This is a genomic window from Nitrosospira lacus (genome assembly GCF_000355765.4).
Taxonomy (GTDB): Bacteria; Pseudomonadota; Gammaproteobacteria; order Burkholderiales; family Nitrosomonadaceae; genus Nitrosospira; species Nitrosospira lacus.
Genome location: NZ_CP021106.3, coordinates 1,280,868 through 1,294,900 on the forward strand (window position 1 = coordinate 1,280,868; position 14,033 = coordinate 1,294,900).

16 protein-coding genes are annotated in these 14,033 nt (G+C 53.3%); 15 read left to right on the plus strand and 1 reads right to left on the minus strand.

The features are described from left to right. The first annotated feature begins 43 nt into the window (after window positions 1-43). The 8 genes from EBAPG3_RS05640 (at window position 44) to EBAPG3_RS05675 (ending at window position 6,911) form a co-directional block, all read left to right on the plus strand. A complete protein-coding gene (locus tag EBAPG3_RS05640; RefSeq protein WP_004174038.1) occupies window positions 44-559 on the plus strand; it encodes an Rrf2 family transcriptional regulator in 516 nt (171 codons plus the stop codon). A 60-nt stretch (window positions 560-619) separates the two neighbouring features. Continuing rightward, window positions 620-961: a HesB/IscA family protein gene (locus tag EBAPG3_RS05645; RefSeq protein WP_004174037.1), complete on the plus strand. Its 342-nt coding sequence runs from the start codon at window positions 620-622 to the stop codon at window positions 959-961. An 89-nt stretch (window positions 962-1,050) separates the two neighbouring features. Then, window positions 1,051-2,487, plus strand: a complete 1,437-nt coding sequence (gene sufB, locus EBAPG3_RS05650) for a Fe-S cluster assembly protein SufB (protein WP_004174036.1) — start codon at window positions 1,051-1,053, stop codon at window positions 2,485-2,487. Further along, window positions 2,484-3,272, plus strand: a complete 789-nt coding sequence (sufC, locus tag EBAPG3_RS05655) for a Fe-S cluster assembly ATPase SufC (protein WP_004174035.1) — start codon at window positions 2,484-2,486, stop codon at window positions 3,270-3,272. The genes sufB and sufC overlap by 4 nt, the downstream gene beginning before the upstream one ends. After that, window positions 3,269-4,585, plus strand: coding sequence for a Fe-S cluster assembly protein SufD (sufD, locus tag EBAPG3_RS05660; protein ID WP_151898866.1), 1,317 nt, complete (start codon window positions 3,269-3,271; stop codon window positions 4,583-4,585). The genes sufC and sufD overlap by 4 nt, the downstream gene beginning before the upstream one ends. A gap of 3 nt (window positions 4,586-4,588) precedes the next feature. Then, window positions 4,589-5,848 carry a cysteine desulfurase gene (locus tag EBAPG3_RS05665; protein ID WP_004174033.1) on the plus strand — a complete coding sequence of 420 codons (1,260 nt, stop codon included), beginning with the start codon at window positions 4,589-4,591 and terminating at the stop codon, window positions 5,846-5,848. Beyond that, a complete protein-coding gene (sufU, locus tag EBAPG3_RS05670; RefSeq protein WP_004174031.1) occupies window positions 5,848-6,330 on the plus strand; it encodes a Fe-S cluster assembly sulfur transfer protein SufU in 483 nt (160 codons plus the stop codon). The genes EBAPG3_RS05665 and sufU overlap by 1 nt, the downstream gene beginning before the upstream one ends. Before the next feature lie 20 nt (window positions 6,331-6,350). After that, window positions 6,351-6,911 (plus strand): NifU family protein, encoded by a 561-nt coding sequence (locus EBAPG3_RS05675; protein WP_085921928.1) that lies wholly within the window; start codon window positions 6,351-6,353, stop codon window positions 6,909-6,911. Between the two features lie 31 nt (window positions 6,912-6,942). On the opposite strand, the gene EBAPG3_RS05680 is transcribed toward EBAPG3_RS05675, so the two are convergent. Continuing rightward, on the minus strand, window positions 6,943-7,299 hold the full coding sequence (locus tag EBAPG3_RS05680; RefSeq protein WP_418304117.1) for a DUF488 domain-containing protein: 357 nt from the start codon (window positions 7,297-7,299) through the stop codon (window positions 6,943-6,945). Window positions 7,300-7,381: 82 nt separating this feature from the next. Between EBAPG3_RS05680 and EBAPG3_RS15145 the strand changes: the two genes are divergently transcribed. From EBAPG3_RS15145 to EBAPG3_RS05715, 7 genes are all read left to right on the plus strand, one after another. Further along, a complete protein-coding gene (locus EBAPG3_RS15145; RefSeq protein WP_004178339.1) occupies window positions 7,382-7,534 on the plus strand; it encodes a hypothetical protein in 153 nt (50 codons plus the stop codon). Between the two features lie 50 nt (window positions 7,535-7,584). Further along, on the plus strand, window positions 7,585-7,998 hold the full coding sequence (gene hemJ / locus EBAPG3_RS05690; RefSeq protein ID WP_004178352.1) for a protoporphyrinogen oxidase HemJ: 414 nt from the start codon (window positions 7,585-7,587) through the stop codon (window positions 7,996-7,998). A 125-nt stretch (window positions 7,999-8,123) separates the two neighbouring features. Continuing rightward, window positions 8,124-9,224 carry a 3-dehydroquinate synthase gene (gene aroB / locus EBAPG3_RS05695; protein ID WP_004178356.1) on the plus strand — a complete coding sequence of 367 codons (1,101 nt, stop codon included), beginning with the start codon at window positions 8,124-8,126 and terminating at the stop codon, window positions 9,222-9,224. Continuing rightward, window positions 9,217-10,338 carry a deoxyguanosinetriphosphate triphosphohydrolase gene (locus EBAPG3_RS05700; RefSeq protein ID WP_004178358.1) on the plus strand — a complete coding sequence of 374 codons (1,122 nt, stop codon included), beginning with the start codon at window positions 9,217-9,219 and terminating at the stop codon, window positions 10,336-10,338. The genes aroB and EBAPG3_RS05700 overlap by 8 nt, the downstream gene beginning before the upstream one ends. A gap of 380 nt (window positions 10,339-10,718) precedes the next feature. Beyond that, the gene (gene hemE / locus EBAPG3_RS05705) at window positions 10,719-11,786 is read left to right on the plus strand and encodes a uroporphyrinogen decarboxylase (RefSeq protein ID WP_004178360.1); all 1,068 of its coding nucleotides are present in this window, start codon (window positions 10,719-10,721) and stop codon (window positions 11,784-11,786) included. 273 nt (window positions 11,787-12,059) lie between these two features. Beyond that, window positions 12,060-12,743, plus strand: a complete 684-nt coding sequence (locus tag EBAPG3_RS05710) for a response regulator transcription factor (protein WP_040852523.1) — start codon at window positions 12,060-12,062, stop codon at window positions 12,741-12,743. Then, window positions 12,703-13,998 (plus strand): sensor histidine kinase, encoded by a 1,296-nt coding sequence (locus EBAPG3_RS05715; protein WP_004178380.1) that lies wholly within the window; start codon window positions 12,703-12,705, stop codon window positions 13,996-13,998. Before EBAPG3_RS05710 ends, EBAPG3_RS05715 begins: the two co-directional genes overlap by 41 nt. Window positions 13,999-14,033: the final 35 nt, after the last annotated feature.

The window sequence follows — 14,033 nt, forward strand, 5'->3', positions numbered from 1 at the left end:
TATCTTTATTGATTGAATTTACGAGAGTAAAGAGGAGCTTATCATGAGGCTAACAACCAAAGGACGGTTTGCGGTAACGGCGCTGCTGGATCTCGCAATGCAGCGCAGCGCCCATCCCGTGACCCTCGCTGAAATCAGCCAGCGTCAACAAATCTCACTATCTTACCTTGAGCAGCTGTTTGCCAAGCTGCGGCAGCGCGCCCTTGTCGACAGTGTTCGCGGTCCAGGCGGTGGATATTGTCTTGCGAAGGATATGGGGGAGGTGTCGATCGCCGAGATTATCCTTGCGGTGGATGAGCCGATGGATTCGACTCAATGCAGTGGAAAGGAAAATTGCCACAACGACAAAAAGTGCATGACACACGATCTGTGGATAAAGCTTAATGATCTGATTTTCGATCACCTTGGCGCGATAACGCTAAAGCAGCTGGTTGATGACCAGAGAGCGAGGCAAGCGAGACAGAGTGGCGTGGTACAAATGCTGGATATGCGGAAGGTCATGCCCGAGCGTGAACGTGGAGTCATGTCCGAACGTGAGAACGCCGTATTTTCGGTCTGATTTGGCTCGTATATGCTTATTTCGATCATCATCATTTAGAATGACGACCGGAGAGTAGTGATGACGATAACACTCACCGAGAATGCCGCGAAACAGATCCGGAAACAACTCGCGAAGCGTGGCAAGGGATTGGCCTTGCGCATCGGCGTGAAGAAGGTAGGTTGCTCCGGTTTTGCCTACACATTTGGGTATGCGGATGAAGTTTGCGCGGACGATCAGATGTTCGAGTCTTACCAGGCTAACGTGGTGGTGGATGCCGGCAGCTTCCCGTTTCTCGATGGTTCGCGTATTGATTTCGTCAAGGAAGGACTCAATGATTCGTTCAGATTCGACAATCCTAATGTCGAGAATACGTGCGGCTGTGGCGAAAGCTTCAGTCTGAGGGAGCCGGCCAAGATCTAGCCTGCTGGCATAGGCGCGGGGGTGGAAAAGAATTTTAGTAACGAGTTCGAAGTTTTTTTCTTCGACGTGAACGATATTGGAGCAACCTAATGAGTGCAGTATTGCAAAATCTGGTCAACCAGCCCTACAAGCACGGCTTTGTTACCGACATCGAATCCGATGTCGCGCCGAAGGGGCTGAGTGAGGACACCATCAAGCTGATTTCAGCCAAGAAAGAGGAGCCCGAATGGCTGCTTGAATTCCGGCTCAAGGCCTATCAGCAATGGCTCAAAATGGAAGAGCCGAAATGGTCGAATGTCAAATACCCGAAGATCGATTTTCAGGCCATCAGTTACTACTCCGCACCCAAGCCGAAGAAAAAGCTGAGCAGCATGGACGAGGTTGATCCTGAGTTGCTGCGTACCTTCGAAAAACTTGGTGTGCCGATGCATGAACGTGCCGCCCTTGCCGGCGTCGCCGTCGACGTCATTTTCGACAGTGTGTCGGTAGCAACCACATATAAGCAGAAGCTTGCCGAGGTGGGTATTATTTTCTGTTCGATTTCAGAAGCCGTCCATATGCATCCGGATCTGGTGAAGCAATACCTCGGTACCGTGGTGCCGGTGGGTGACAATTACTACGCCGCGCTTAACTCGGCGGTCTTCACCGATGGCACATTCTGCTTCCTTCCCAAAGGCGTCAAATGCCCGATGGACCTGTCAACTTACTTTCGTATCAACACTGAGGAGTCGGGGCAGTTCGAGCGCACTCTCATTATCGCCGAGGAGGGGGCGTCGGTTTCCTACCTGGAAGGTTGTACCGCGCCCAAGTTTGATACCAATCAATTGCATGCGGCGGTGGTCGAGCTGGTGGCGCTCGACAATGCCGATATCAAGTATTCGACCGTGCAGAACTGGTATGCGGGTGACGAAAATGGCCTGGGTGGCATCTATAATTTTGTCACCAAACGTGGTCTGGCCAAAGGTGTCAATTCGCGCATTTCATGGACCCAGGTGGAAACGGGTTCGGCCATTACCTGGAAATACCCTTCCTGCGTCTTGCTGGGTGAGAACTCGGTCGGTGAATTCTATTCCGTTGCGGTCACCAATCATTATCAACAGGCCGATACCGGCACCAAGATGGTCCACTTGGGCAAGAATACGCGTAGCACCATAGTCAGCAAGGGTATCTCAGCCGGTCATTCCAACAATAGCTACCGTGGGCTGGTCAGAATCGCGCCGACCGCCGCCGGAGCCCGCAATTATTCGCAATGTGATTCGATGCTGATCGGCGACGAATGCAGCGCCAATACTTTTCCCTACATTCAGGTTCGTAACCATACCGCCAAAGTCGAGCACGAAGCATCAACGTCAAAGATCGGCGAAGATCAGTTGTTTTACTTTGCACAACGCGGCATCGGCAATGAGGAAGCGGTATCGATGATTATTAATGGATTCTGCAAGGATGTATTTCAACAGTTGCCGATGGAGTTTGCGGTCGAGGCGACCAAGCTGCTTGGCTTCAAGCTCGAAGGGAGTGTCGGATGATCTACCAGGACAGCAAAACGCTGCTCGACATACGCGGATTGCGGGCGACCGTCAATGGCATCGAGATACTCAAGGGTATCGATTTGACGGTCAGAAGTGGTGAAATCCACGCCATCATGGGAACGAATGGTTCGGGTAAAAGTACCCTTGCAAAAGTACTCGCCGGTCATAATGCCTATGAAGTCACTGATGGCTCGGTGACGTTTGAAGGCAACAACCTGTTCGATCTTGAACCGGAGGAGCGTGCGCGTGCTGGCCTATTCCTTGCTTTTCAGTACCCGATAGAGATACCTGGCGTCGCCAACAGCCATTTTCTGCGTCTTGCTTACAATACCGTGCAGGCCCAACGCGGCAAGGAAGAACTTGATCCGCTCGAGTTTGAGGACTTTGTGCGTGAAAAGATGAAATTGCTTGAAATGAATCCGGATTTTCTCGATCGGGGTGTCAATGAAGGTTTTTCCGGCGGAGAGAAAAAAAGAAACGAAATATTGCAAATGGCGCTGCTTGAGCCACGGCTGGCGATTCTTGACGAGACCGACTCCGGCCTCGACATTGATGCCCTCAGGATCGTTACCAATGGCGTGAACCGGCTTACGAACAAAGACAACGCCATCATACTGGTGACGCATTACCAGCGCCTTCTCAACTATATCGTGCCGGACTATGTGCATGTGATGGAGTCGGGCCGTATTATCAAGACGGGTGGAAAAGAGCTGGCACTGGAGCTGGAAACGCGTGGTTACGATTGGGTCAGCGTCGAGCAACGCGCCGCAGCCAGAGCATGAGCGTGAGCATGGTCACCGGCAGCAGCTATCTTGAAAGCCTGCTTCAGGGGCAGCCGCAATTGCCATCGAGTCCGCTGGCGTGGCTTAACCAGTTGCGGGCTGACGCCGTCGATCGTGCCGGTACGCTGAAGGTGCCTACCACACGCGATGAGGAATGGCGCTTTACCGACATCTCACCGCTGTACCGGCTATCGTTCCAACCGGTGCGTGCCGAGTCATCGTTGAGAACCGCGGACATCGAACACTTCTACCTGGCAGAAACGGCGATCCGCCTCGTATTCGTCGATGGCGTGTACGCGCCGCAGTTATCCCGGGAGCCGGATGGCGCTAAAGACCCCGGCCTGGTCGTTACGAATCTATCGGGGTCGGCAGCCGCCCATGCGGTGGCGATAGAGCCGCATCTTGGCCGTCACGCCGGGTTTCAGGACAACGTGTTTGCCGCACTCAATACCGCATTCCTGCACGATGGAGCGCTGATACTCGTGCCACGCAATGGAGTGGTCGAAGAGCCGGTGCATCTTTTATTTATCGCGACACAAAAGGAAGCGGCAAGTCATCCGCGTTGCTTGTTGATAGCCGAATCCGGCAGCATGGTAACGGTTGTCGAGGACTACGTTACGTTACAGGAGGATGCTTACGTAACCAATGCGGTGACAGAGATCGTACTTGCCGACAATGCCCGGGTTGATCATATTCGCGTTCAGCGCGACAGTACCGAGGCATTTCACATTGCGAATTGCGCGGTGTCGCTCGCCCATGCAAGCCACTACCGGTCAGTCAGCGTCGCACTTGGCGCACGTATCTCGCGCTATAACCTGAACACGCTGCTTGCAGCTGAAGGGGCGGAGTGCGCCATTGACGGACTGGCATTGATCACAGGACGGCAACTTGCCGATACGCATACCTGCATCGATCACGCGAAGCCTCACGGGACAAGTATCCAGTCACATAAATGCATCGTGGATGGCGCTGCGCACGCGGTATTCAACGGTAAAATCGTGGTTCGTCCGGGCGCACAGCGTACCGATTCTTCGCAATCGAGCCGTAACCTGCTGCTGAATGCGAAGGCGCGCGTGGATACCAAGCCGCAACTGGAAATTTTCGCGGATGATGTGAAGTGTGCGCATGGGGCAACTGTTGGCCAACTTGATAATGAGGAAGTATTTTATCTCAAGAGCCGCGGGCTATCCGAGACCACCGCACGCAACTTGCTGACGTATGCGTTTGGCGCCGAAATCATCGATCGCATATCGATTGCGTCGCTGAAACAACGGCTTGAGCAGACAGTGCTTGAGCAAACTCAGAGAAACTGAATAATGCAGCTTATCGAATCCGCTTTGAAATCACAATTCGCCTCGATGCTGGACGTTGAAAAAATTCGTGCCGATTTTCCAATTCTCAAGCTCCAGGTCGGTGGCAAACCTCTGGTCTATTTCGACAACGCGGCGTCCAGTCAGATGCCGCAGCCGGTCATCGACCGCCTGGTGCGTTATCAGATCACGCAACATGCCAATATCAATCGTGGGGTGCATTATCTGTCAGAAACCGCGACCGCAGAATACGAGGAATCACGCCGCAAATTGCAGCGCTTCATCAACGCGCGCGAAGACAGGGAGGTCATCTTTACCAGCGGTACCACGGATGCGATCAATCTGGTGATGCATGGCTACGGCCGAAAATTCATCGGGGCGGGTGATGAAATCATCCTGACTACGCTAGAGCACCATTCGAATATAGTGCCTTGGCAGATGCTGGCGGAAGAGAAGGGGGCAAAAATCCGTGTTGTGCCCATTACTGATGCGGGTGAACTTTTAATCGACGAATACGAGAAGCTTTTTAACGAGCGCACGAAATTTGTCGGCGTGATGCATGTGTCGAATGCGCTGGGTACGATCAACCCGGTCAAATCCATGATCGCGTTCGCGCATGCGCGCGGGGTACCGGTACTGATCGATGGGGCGCAGGCGGTGCCGCATATGAAAGTCGATGTGCAGGACCTCGACTGCGATTTCTATGCGTTCTCAGGTCACAAAATGTGCGGCCCGACCGGTATTGGCATTCTTTACGGCAAGGCCGAGCTGCTCGAGCGCATGCAGCCGTTCAAGGGTGGCGGCGATATGATTTTGTCGGTGACGTTTGAAAAGACCACCTACAATACCATTCCGCACAAGTTTGAGGCGGGTACGCCCCCGATTGCGGCCGCGATCGGACTGGGGGCCGCGATCGATTATTTGTTGTCGATTGGCATGGATGCGATTGCTTCGCAGGAATTTGACCTGCTCAACTATGCGACTGAACAGATAAGCCGTGTACCGGGTGTGCGTATTATTGGCACCGCCGCCATGAAAACCGCGGTGCTGTCGTTTGAAGTCAAGGGTGTGCATCCGCATGATATCGGTACACTCCTGAATCAGGACGGAGTCGCGGTACGTACCGGTCATCATTGTGTGCAGCCGGTGATGCTGCGTCTCAAGGTGCCGGCAACCACACGCGCCTCTTTTGCTTTTTACAACACGATGGCTGAGGTGGATTCATTTATTGCGAGCCTCCGCACTGTACAGAAGATTTTTACGTAATGAGCACAAAATCACTTTATCAAGAGGTTATCCTCGACCATAACAGGAAGCCGCGCAATTACGGTACGCTCGATAACGCAAGCCATCATGCAGTCGGCCATAATCCACTGTGCGGCGATCATCTAGATATCGAACTCAATCTTGATGGGGAGCGCATTGACAGTATTGCTTTCCATGGCGAGTCATGTGCGATTTGCAAGGCCTCCGCATCAATGATGACTACCGTCGTAAAAGGCAAGACACGCGCGGACGCTGAAACACTGATTCACGAATTTCGTGATATGGCGATCGGCAAGCTCAATCTGGATGGGGCTCATCATCTGGGGCGGCTCACCGTCTTTGCGGGAGTGCGGGATCTTCCGACACGCGTCAAATGCGCGATTCTGCCTTGGCATACATTGCAGGCGGCGCTCAATTCCGTGACCGCCACATCGACGGAGGCTGAAGACGATCCGATGCATGCCTCAATCGGTGATGCTTAATAGGAAGCAGGAAGGGAAAAATGCCAAAGATATCTGAAATAGAAGGTACACCAAACAAGAATGCATTGAAATTCATTCTCAAGGAGCCATTGACCTGGGGCGTGACGCACTCGTACGACAACGCCGAGCAGGCGCAGGACGATCCCCTTGCCGCCGCGTTATTCGATATCGATCACGTGACCAACGTATTTTATGTCGATCGCTGGATCACGATCACGCAGGATGGTGGCGCCGATTGGCAGGATCTGGCCCGCGAAGTCGCCGATCCGATCCGGGCTGCGCCTGCGGCGACTTCGCAGTCAGCCGCTACCGTTGCGGCGGCATCCAGCGCCATTGCCGGTTTGAGCCCGGAGGACCAGCAGCGCCTTGAAACGATCAATACGCTGCTTGATGAGGAGATACGTCCTTATTTGCAAAATGACGGCGGTGATCTTCATGTGCTCGGCCTCGACGGCAACAAACTCAGCGTTCACTACCAGGGCGCCTGCGGCACTTGCCCGAGCTCAATTTCGGGCACGCTCAGAGGCATTCAGAATTTGTTGAGGTCGATAGAGCCCGAATTGGAAGTGGTCGCGATGTAGTACCGCTTGTCCGGGTGTAAGGAAGGTGCCTTTATCGTAATGTTTCCAGATATTCCTTTAGCACGACGGCGTTATTGTGATTGAGCTCCCTGGAACCAAAGAGAAGCGTGGCGTTTCCGTTTCCAAGTTTCGCGATGAGTTCCTTGACAGCCGCGTCGTTGTTCTTAAGCTCTTCCCGGTATCTGCGCCGGAATTCGGGCCACTTCTCCAGCTCATGTTGATACCAGTCGCGTAACTCATTCGAGGGCGCTACTTCCTTGGCCCAGAAATCGATCCCGGCCTTAGCCTTCGAAAGACCGCGTGGCCACAAGCGGTCGACGAGTATGCGTATTCCATCCGGGTGTGGGGGTGGCTCGTATACTCGTTCAAGTCTGAGTCTCATCGTCATTACACGGCATATCGCCTGCTATCGGTCGGTTATAATTCGACCCATGTCCCAGAAACTCGTTCCTGGTTTCGGGGTAGTTTGCATGATAATTATTTCCGAAGGTCGCTTAATCCATTCGATGATGCCGATCGGCTATAGTATTATCCTGAAGCCGATAGTTGGTCTCGTCTCATTGGAACCCGCCAGGGTGGAAGGTCAAGTGATGCGAGGAGTCATTGCCGATCATGTCGCGTAATTGACAAATGAACCGGGAATGAGTGGTCACTGCTGGATTTAGGTTATCAGATGCTCTGGATAAAATCGCTACATATTATTTTCATGGTGACCTGGTTTGCCGGGCTCTTTTATTTGCCTCGCCTGTTCGTTTATCATGCGATGAGCGATGATGCGTCCGGCATTGAGCGTTTCAAGGTGATGGAACGCAAGCTCTATTATGGCATCATGACACCAGGTGCCGTATTGACGATTCTTTTTGGCCTGTGGCTTTGGCTGGGTTATGGTATTTCCGGCGGATGGTTGCATGCCAAACTTGCATTGGTGATCGTACTGATTGGATACCACCTCTACTGCGGCAGATTGCTTGCCGATTTCAAGTATGACCGCAACCGCCATAGTCACGTTTATTACCGCTGGTTCAATGAAATTCCGGTGGTGATTCTGATTGTGGTGGTGATACTGGTCGTGGTGAAACCGTTTTAAGAATTGCTATCTTTCATGAAATTCTCCGGATGCAACGCTTTCTATCAGCGGGTAGAGAAGAAAAGCAAGATCATGCATTCAAACCCCTCGGAAACCCTTCAAAGTCCTTTCAAACCGGCTAATCCATGAAAACCATCACGGTAGATCTTGATGCTACACCGAGCGAGCGCAGCTATCCGATACATATCGGCAGCGCCATTTTGAGCCAGATCGAACTCATCATGACCCACTTACCGCGGAAGCGGGTTGCTATCGTGACCAATACCACGGTGGCGCCGCTTTATCTGGAACGGTTGCGTAGTGCACTGGAGAAGCAAGATGTGGCGTCAGTCCCCATCATTCTTCCTGACGGGGAAGAGTACAAGAATTGGCAAACACTCAATCTCATTTTTGATGCGCTGCTGACAAACCGCTGTGAACGCGGCACCCCGGTTATCGCGCTCGGTGGGGGAGTTGTCGGTGATCTGGCCGGCTTCGCCGCCGCCACCTATTTGCGTGGCGTGCCATTTATTCAATATCCGACCACGCTGCTGGCGCAGGTTGACTCTTCGGTCGGTGGCAAGACGGGTATTAACCATCCGCTTGGCAAGAATATGATCGGTGCTTTTTATCAACCCAGGGCGGTGGTGGCTGACAGCACGACATTGGAAACTCTGCCCGAAAGAGAATTACGCGCAGGCATTGCGGAGATTATCAAGTACGGTTTGATCCGGGATTCCATTTTTCTGGCGTGGATAGAACGGAACATGACAAAACTTCTGGCGCGTGATCCCGAAGTGCTGATCGAAGCAATATACCGCAGTTGCAGGAATAAGGCCGAAGTTGTGGAGGCCGACGAGCATGAAAGCGGTGTCCGCGCATTGCTGAACCTGGGGCATACCTTTGGTCATGCCATCGAGAATGCACTCGGTTATGGTACGTGGCTGCATGGCGAGGCCGTGGCGGCAGGTACGATATTGGCAGCGGAATTGTCACGGCGCATGGGTATGATCAGCCAGGTTGACGTGGAGCGTATCCGCAGCATCTACGTGCAAGCGGGCCTCCCTGTAGCCGCTCCCGATCTGGGCCCGGAAAAATATATAGATTTGATGGGGCTGGACAAGAAAGTAGCGGAGGGAAAAATGCGTTTCATCCTGCTCCAGCAGATTGGCGAGGCTGTTGTCCATTCCGGTGTGCCTGCTGAGGCTCTCGCCGAAACGCTTCTGGAATGCACTGCTCATGCATGAGTTGGCGCCTTATGCGGTATGCTCGATAAACTCGCGCGGCCGCCGTATCGAGGAAGAGTCGTCCCCCGGCCGTACGGAGTTCCAGCGGGATCGTGATCGTATTATTCATTCCACCGCATTCCGCCGCCTCGAATACAAGACCCAGGTTTTTGTCAACCACGAAGGCGATCTTTTTCGCACGCGCCTGACACACAGCCTGGAAGTCGCGCAAATCGGCCGTTCCGTTGCCCGGAACCTGCGTCTTAATGAAGATCTGGTTGAGGCTATCGCCCTGGCGCATGATTTAGGCCATACTCCATTTGGCCATGCGGGGCAGGATGCGTTGAACGATTGCATGAAGGACTACGGCGGCTTCGAGCACAATCTGCAATCTCTGCGAGTGGTGGATGTGCTGGAAGAGCGTTACGGGGCATTTGATGGCTTGAACCTGTGTTTTGAAACGCGCGAAGGCATACTTAAGCACTGCGCCAGGAAGAATGCCCGAAGACTTGGCGATGTAGGCGAACGTTTTCTCACAGACCAGCGGCCTTCACTGGAAGCGCAGCTTGCCAATCTTGCCGATGAAATAGCCTACAATAACCACGATATCGACGACGGCTTGCGTTCAGGTCTCATTACGCAGGAGCAGCTTGAGGGGGTTGGTCTTTTCTCCCGGCACTTGGCGCTGGCTAAAAACCAGCATCCCGGAATCTCGGGACGGCGCTTGATTCATGAGACGGTACGGCGCATGATCAATACGCTGGTAGCGGATCTGATCAGGCAAAGCGCGATCAATATCGCCGATGCGCGTCCGGATGATTTATCCGCGGTGCGGGCGGCGCCCGTACTGATCGGCTTCAGCAATAAAATCCTGCGGGAACAGCAGGAATTGAAGAAATTCCTGCGCGACAATCTTTACCGGCACTACCAAGTGGCGCGCATGAGCACCAAGGCGCGTCATACCATCGAGATGCTATTCAACGCGTTCCACTCCGATATCCTGTTGCTTCCGCCCAAGTACCAGACCAAATATTCTCAGGGTAAACATCAGGCTATTGCCGACTATATAGCAGGCATGACCGATCGTTACGCTATCCGGGAATACCGGCGATTGTTCGCCATCGACGAGACATAGGCTCCCCCAATTGTTTCCAATTCGCCCGCAACGCGTTCCATAAAGGAAGAGCTGTTCTCCCGGTTCTCCCTTGGCTTCGATTCTTCAAGTCCCGTGGTCTGCCAGATAAATGAGGGGTCTTGAGCCGAACGCCGGCGTTGGAGCAAATGATAGATGCGATGCATAATCACCGATATCGCCATCGTATTCATCAGGGATAATGTACCGGAAGGCCAATCGCTGGTAATATCGGCAATTCCGGAAGTGCCAACCACTATCCATCCGCGGAATATTCCTTGATGGAGTCATGTGGATTCACGCCGCGCTGGTTGTTGTCCCGGTGGACACAAATTCCGACAGGAAGTTTTTCTCCTGAATTTTTAGCGATTAAATAGATCTCGATGACAAAATTAAAAAACGATACCCTGCTGCGAGCCCTGCTGCGGCAGCCCACCGAGTACACGCCTGTATGGCTGATGCGCCAGGCAGGCCGTTATCTGGCCGAATACAACCAGACCAGGGCTCGCGCCGGTAGTTTTCTTGCGCTGTGCAAGAATCCCGATTTTGCCACCGAGGTTACCATGCAACCCTTGGCACGGTTTCCGCTGGATGCCGCGATACTGTTCTCGGATATTCTTACCATACCGGATGCGATGGGGCTGGGACTTTATTTTTCCGAAGGCGAGGGCCCCAAGTTCGAGCGTCCATTACGAGAGGAATGGGAAATTCGTTCGCTTACGGTACCTGATCCCGCCATTCATCTGCGTTATGTCATGGATGCCGTTTCACAAATTCGCAAGACGCTGGACAATCGTATTCCGCTGATTGGTTTTTCAGGCAGCCCCTTTACGCTTGCCTGCTATATGGTGGAGGGATGCGGCGGCACCGATTTCCGTCAAATCAAAACCATGTTGTACCAGCGGCCGGATTTGCTGCATCACATACTCAATATCAACGCCCAGGCGGTAACCGCCTATCTGAACGCGCAGATCGAATCCGGCGCCCAGGCGGTAATGATTTTTGATACCTGGGGTGGAGCGTTGTCGCACGCCGCCTATCAGGAATTTTCTTTGCGTTATATGAGCCAGATATTGGCTGGAATCAAACGAGAGCAGGGGGGGGTGCGCATTCCCAGCATTGTTTTTACCAAGGGCGGCGGGTTATGGTTGGAGAGCATCGCTGACAGTGGTTGCGATGCGGTGGGTCTCGACTGGACCGTCGATATCGGTGAAGCACGCCGGCGCATTGGCCACAAAGTGGCGCTGCAAGGTAATCTCGACCCCGCGGTGCTGTTTTCCACGCCGGAAATAATTACCGCAGAGGTGGAAAAAATTCTCGCCGCCTATGGTGACGGCCCCGGTCATGTATTCAACCTTGGGCACGGTATTTCCCAGTTTACTCCGCCCGAGAGCGCCTTGACGCTGGTGGAAGCCGTCCACAGCGTTAGTCAAAAATATCATCGGCACTAGTTTTTTATAAATATAAAAGGTATAAACTGAAAAACATATCCTTCAAAAAAGGAGAGTCCGTTATCCGGTATATTGCATGAGCCGGATGTTGATTGCTTGGTATTGCATATGTAATAGTGGAACATGATGATTGAGATCGTGAACCCTTCGTGGTTCACGTGGTTAATCAGAGAATTTCCTGCGAAGCCGGAAGAAAGCAGGGGTGTCCAGTTTTCGGCACAGTTTGTCAGTTCGGTTGAGCCTTCGTTATCTCATATTTTCGATAGGTCTTTCGTGCATATACTTATTATTGAAGACGATCCCGCGATTGCCACTAACCTTTACGATTTTCTGGAAGCTCGCGGACACAGTGTTGATGCCGCCGCGGACGGCATCACGGGCCTGCATCTCGCGGTTACGCAGCGATTTGACGGTATTCTGCTCGATCTCGGCTTGCCGGGCATGGACGGCATTACCTTGTGTCGCAAGCTTCGCCAGGAAGCAAATCTCGATACGCCTGTGCTGATGCTGACAGCGCGCGATACGCTGGCGGACAAGCTGAAAGGTTTTGATTGCGGAGCGGACGACTATCTGGTCAAGCCTTTCGCGTTAAAGGAGGTGGAGGCGCGTCTGGCCGCGATGCATAAACGGCACGGAGGCAAAGTTACCAGCCGTATACTGGAAAGCGATGATCTGTCGTTCGATCCAAAAACGTTGTCGGTCCGTTTTGCGGGCGCAGCCGTCAAATTGCCGCCAAAATGTATCCGCCTGCTCGCGCTCATGATGGGTGAACCCGGCCGCGTATTCAGCCGACGGGAGCTGGAGTCGGAAGTCTGGGGCGATGCGCAGGGGACCAGCGATACCTTGCGCAGTCATATGCACGAATTGCGCCGTGCATTGACCCGGGCTGGCGGCTATGATCCGATAGAGACAGTTCATGGCCTCGGCTACCGCCTCATTTCCCGTGCCGGGGTTTAAGCGCGGCCTCCGCCTGCGTGTTGCGCTGGCATTTGCGGTATTCTGCATAGTTGTTGTTGGGACCCTCGGTATCAGCCTTTATATCGCTTCCGACGATATCGAAGAGGCGCATATCGAGCAGATCATCGAAACCGAGATGGATTATCTGCTCCAGCGCTATCGCGAGCGTGCCGATTTTGTGCCGCAGGTCGGATCCAATCTCGAGAAATACATCATCCATGATTCCATTGAGGAAGCCCAGCTTCCATCCTATTTGCAGGGCCTCAATTACAGGCGTCACAAGGTTTTCCGGGGTCCCGAGGAGGTTCGCGTCGCGGTACGACACGTCGATGGCGTGAAATTTCTTGTTGCCTATGAAATCGGACTTCACGACCAGCGGCAGCAGGAACTCAGGCTTCTTATCGTGCTGTCCCTTCTCTCGGTGGTCGGTGTCGCGCTTGTGGTGGGGTACCTGCTTGCGGGGTTGCTTGTCAAACAAGTCACCGATCTTGCTGAACGGGTAAGACATCTTGCACCGGGCGACGTACAGGGCGCAACCATGATACAGCCGGGGCAGGATGAGGAGGTAGCTCAGCTCGCTCATGCACTGGATGATTATCAGAACCGTATTACACGCATGTTGCGGCGCGAGCAAGAGTTCACCGCCAACGTCAGTCATGAGTTGCGAACGCCGATTACCACGATTCTGACGAGTTGCGAGTTGCTGGTTACGGAGCCCAATCTCTCCGAGCGAACGCGCTCTCGCATTGGAATGATCGAAGCCGCGGCGACCCGCATGGGCGAGCAATTGCAGGCCCTGCTATTTCTCGCCCGTGAACAGGCCCTGGGAATTATGGAACCGGTCGCACTCGCCGAGTGTGTTTATGATGCGGTAGAGCCTGTGTGTACGGAGATCTATCGTAAGCGCCTTATTTTCGAGGTCGCGATAGCACCAAAAGCTGTCCTTACGTTGAACCGCCAAGCGCTTCATACCGCTCTCGTGAATCTGCTTCGCAATGCGGTGCAATATACCGAACGTGGTTTTATCCGGGTGAATTTCAGTCGAAACCGGCTATCGATCTCCGATTCCGGCATTGGCATCGAACCCTTTTATATGCCTCTTCTGTATGAGCGTTTCTTTCGCGGATCAAGCCAGGGTGAGGGTTTGGGAATCGGCTTGGCTATCGTCAAGCGTATTTGCGACCACTACGGCTGGATTATCGAGGTTGAAAGTACTCCCGGAAAAGGAGCGACTTTCCATATCACCTTTCCCTGATATGCATACTCCCACTTCACAAATTTATGACATTT

Excerpts from the sequence above, each read along its gene's own strand:
- EBAPG3_RS05640 (WP_004174038.1), top strand. The coding sequence starts at position 44 with ATGAGGCTAACAACCAAAGGACGGTTTGCGGTAACGGCGCTGCTGGAT.
- EBAPG3_RS05645 (WP_004174037.1), top strand. The coding sequence starts at position 620 with ATGACGATAACACTCACCGAGAATGCCGCGAAACAGATCCGGAAACAA.
- sufB (WP_004174036.1), top strand. The coding sequence starts at position 1,051 with ATGAGTGCAGTATTGCAAAATCTGGTCAACCAGCCCTACAAGCACGGC.
- sufC (WP_004174035.1), top strand. The coding sequence starts at position 2,484 with ATGATCTACCAGGACAGCAAAACGCTGCTCGACATACGCGGATTGCGG.
- sufD (WP_151898866.1), top strand. The coding sequence starts at position 3,269 with ATGAGCGTGAGCATGGTCACCGGCAGCAGCTATCTTGAAAGCCTGCTT.
- EBAPG3_RS05665 (WP_004174033.1), top strand. The coding sequence starts at position 4,589 with ATGCAGCTTATCGAATCCGCTTTGAAATCACAATTCGCCTCGATGCTG.
- sufU (WP_004174031.1), top strand. The coding sequence starts at position 5,848 with ATGAGCACAAAATCACTTTATCAAGAGGTTATCCTCGACCATAACAGG.
- EBAPG3_RS05675 (WP_085921928.1), top strand. The coding sequence starts at position 6,351 with ATGCCAAAGATATCTGAAATAGAAGGTACACCAAACAAGAATGCATTG.
- EBAPG3_RS05680 (WP_418304117.1), bottom strand. The coding sequence starts at position 7,299 with ATGACGATGAGACTCAGACTTGAACGAGTATACGAGCCACCCCCACAC.
- EBAPG3_RS15145 (WP_004178339.1), top strand. The coding sequence starts at position 7,382 with ATGATAATTATTTCCGAAGGTCGCTTAATCCATTCGATGATGCCGATC.
- hemJ (WP_004178352.1), top strand. The coding sequence starts at position 7,585 with ATGCTCTGGATAAAATCGCTACATATTATTTTCATGGTGACCTGGTTT.
- aroB (WP_004178356.1), top strand. The coding sequence starts at position 8,124 with ATGAAAACCATCACGGTAGATCTTGATGCTACACCGAGCGAGCGCAGC.
- EBAPG3_RS05700 (WP_004178358.1), top strand. The coding sequence starts at position 9,217 with ATGCATGAGTTGGCGCCTTATGCGGTATGCTCGATAAACTCGCGCGGC.
- hemE (WP_004178360.1), top strand. The coding sequence starts at position 10,719 with ATGACAAAATTAAAAAACGATACCCTGCTGCGAGCCCTGCTGCGGCAG.
- EBAPG3_RS05715 (WP_004178380.1), top strand. The coding sequence starts at position 12,703 with ATGGCCTCGGCTACCGCCTCATTTCCCGTGCCGGGGTTTAAGCGCGGC.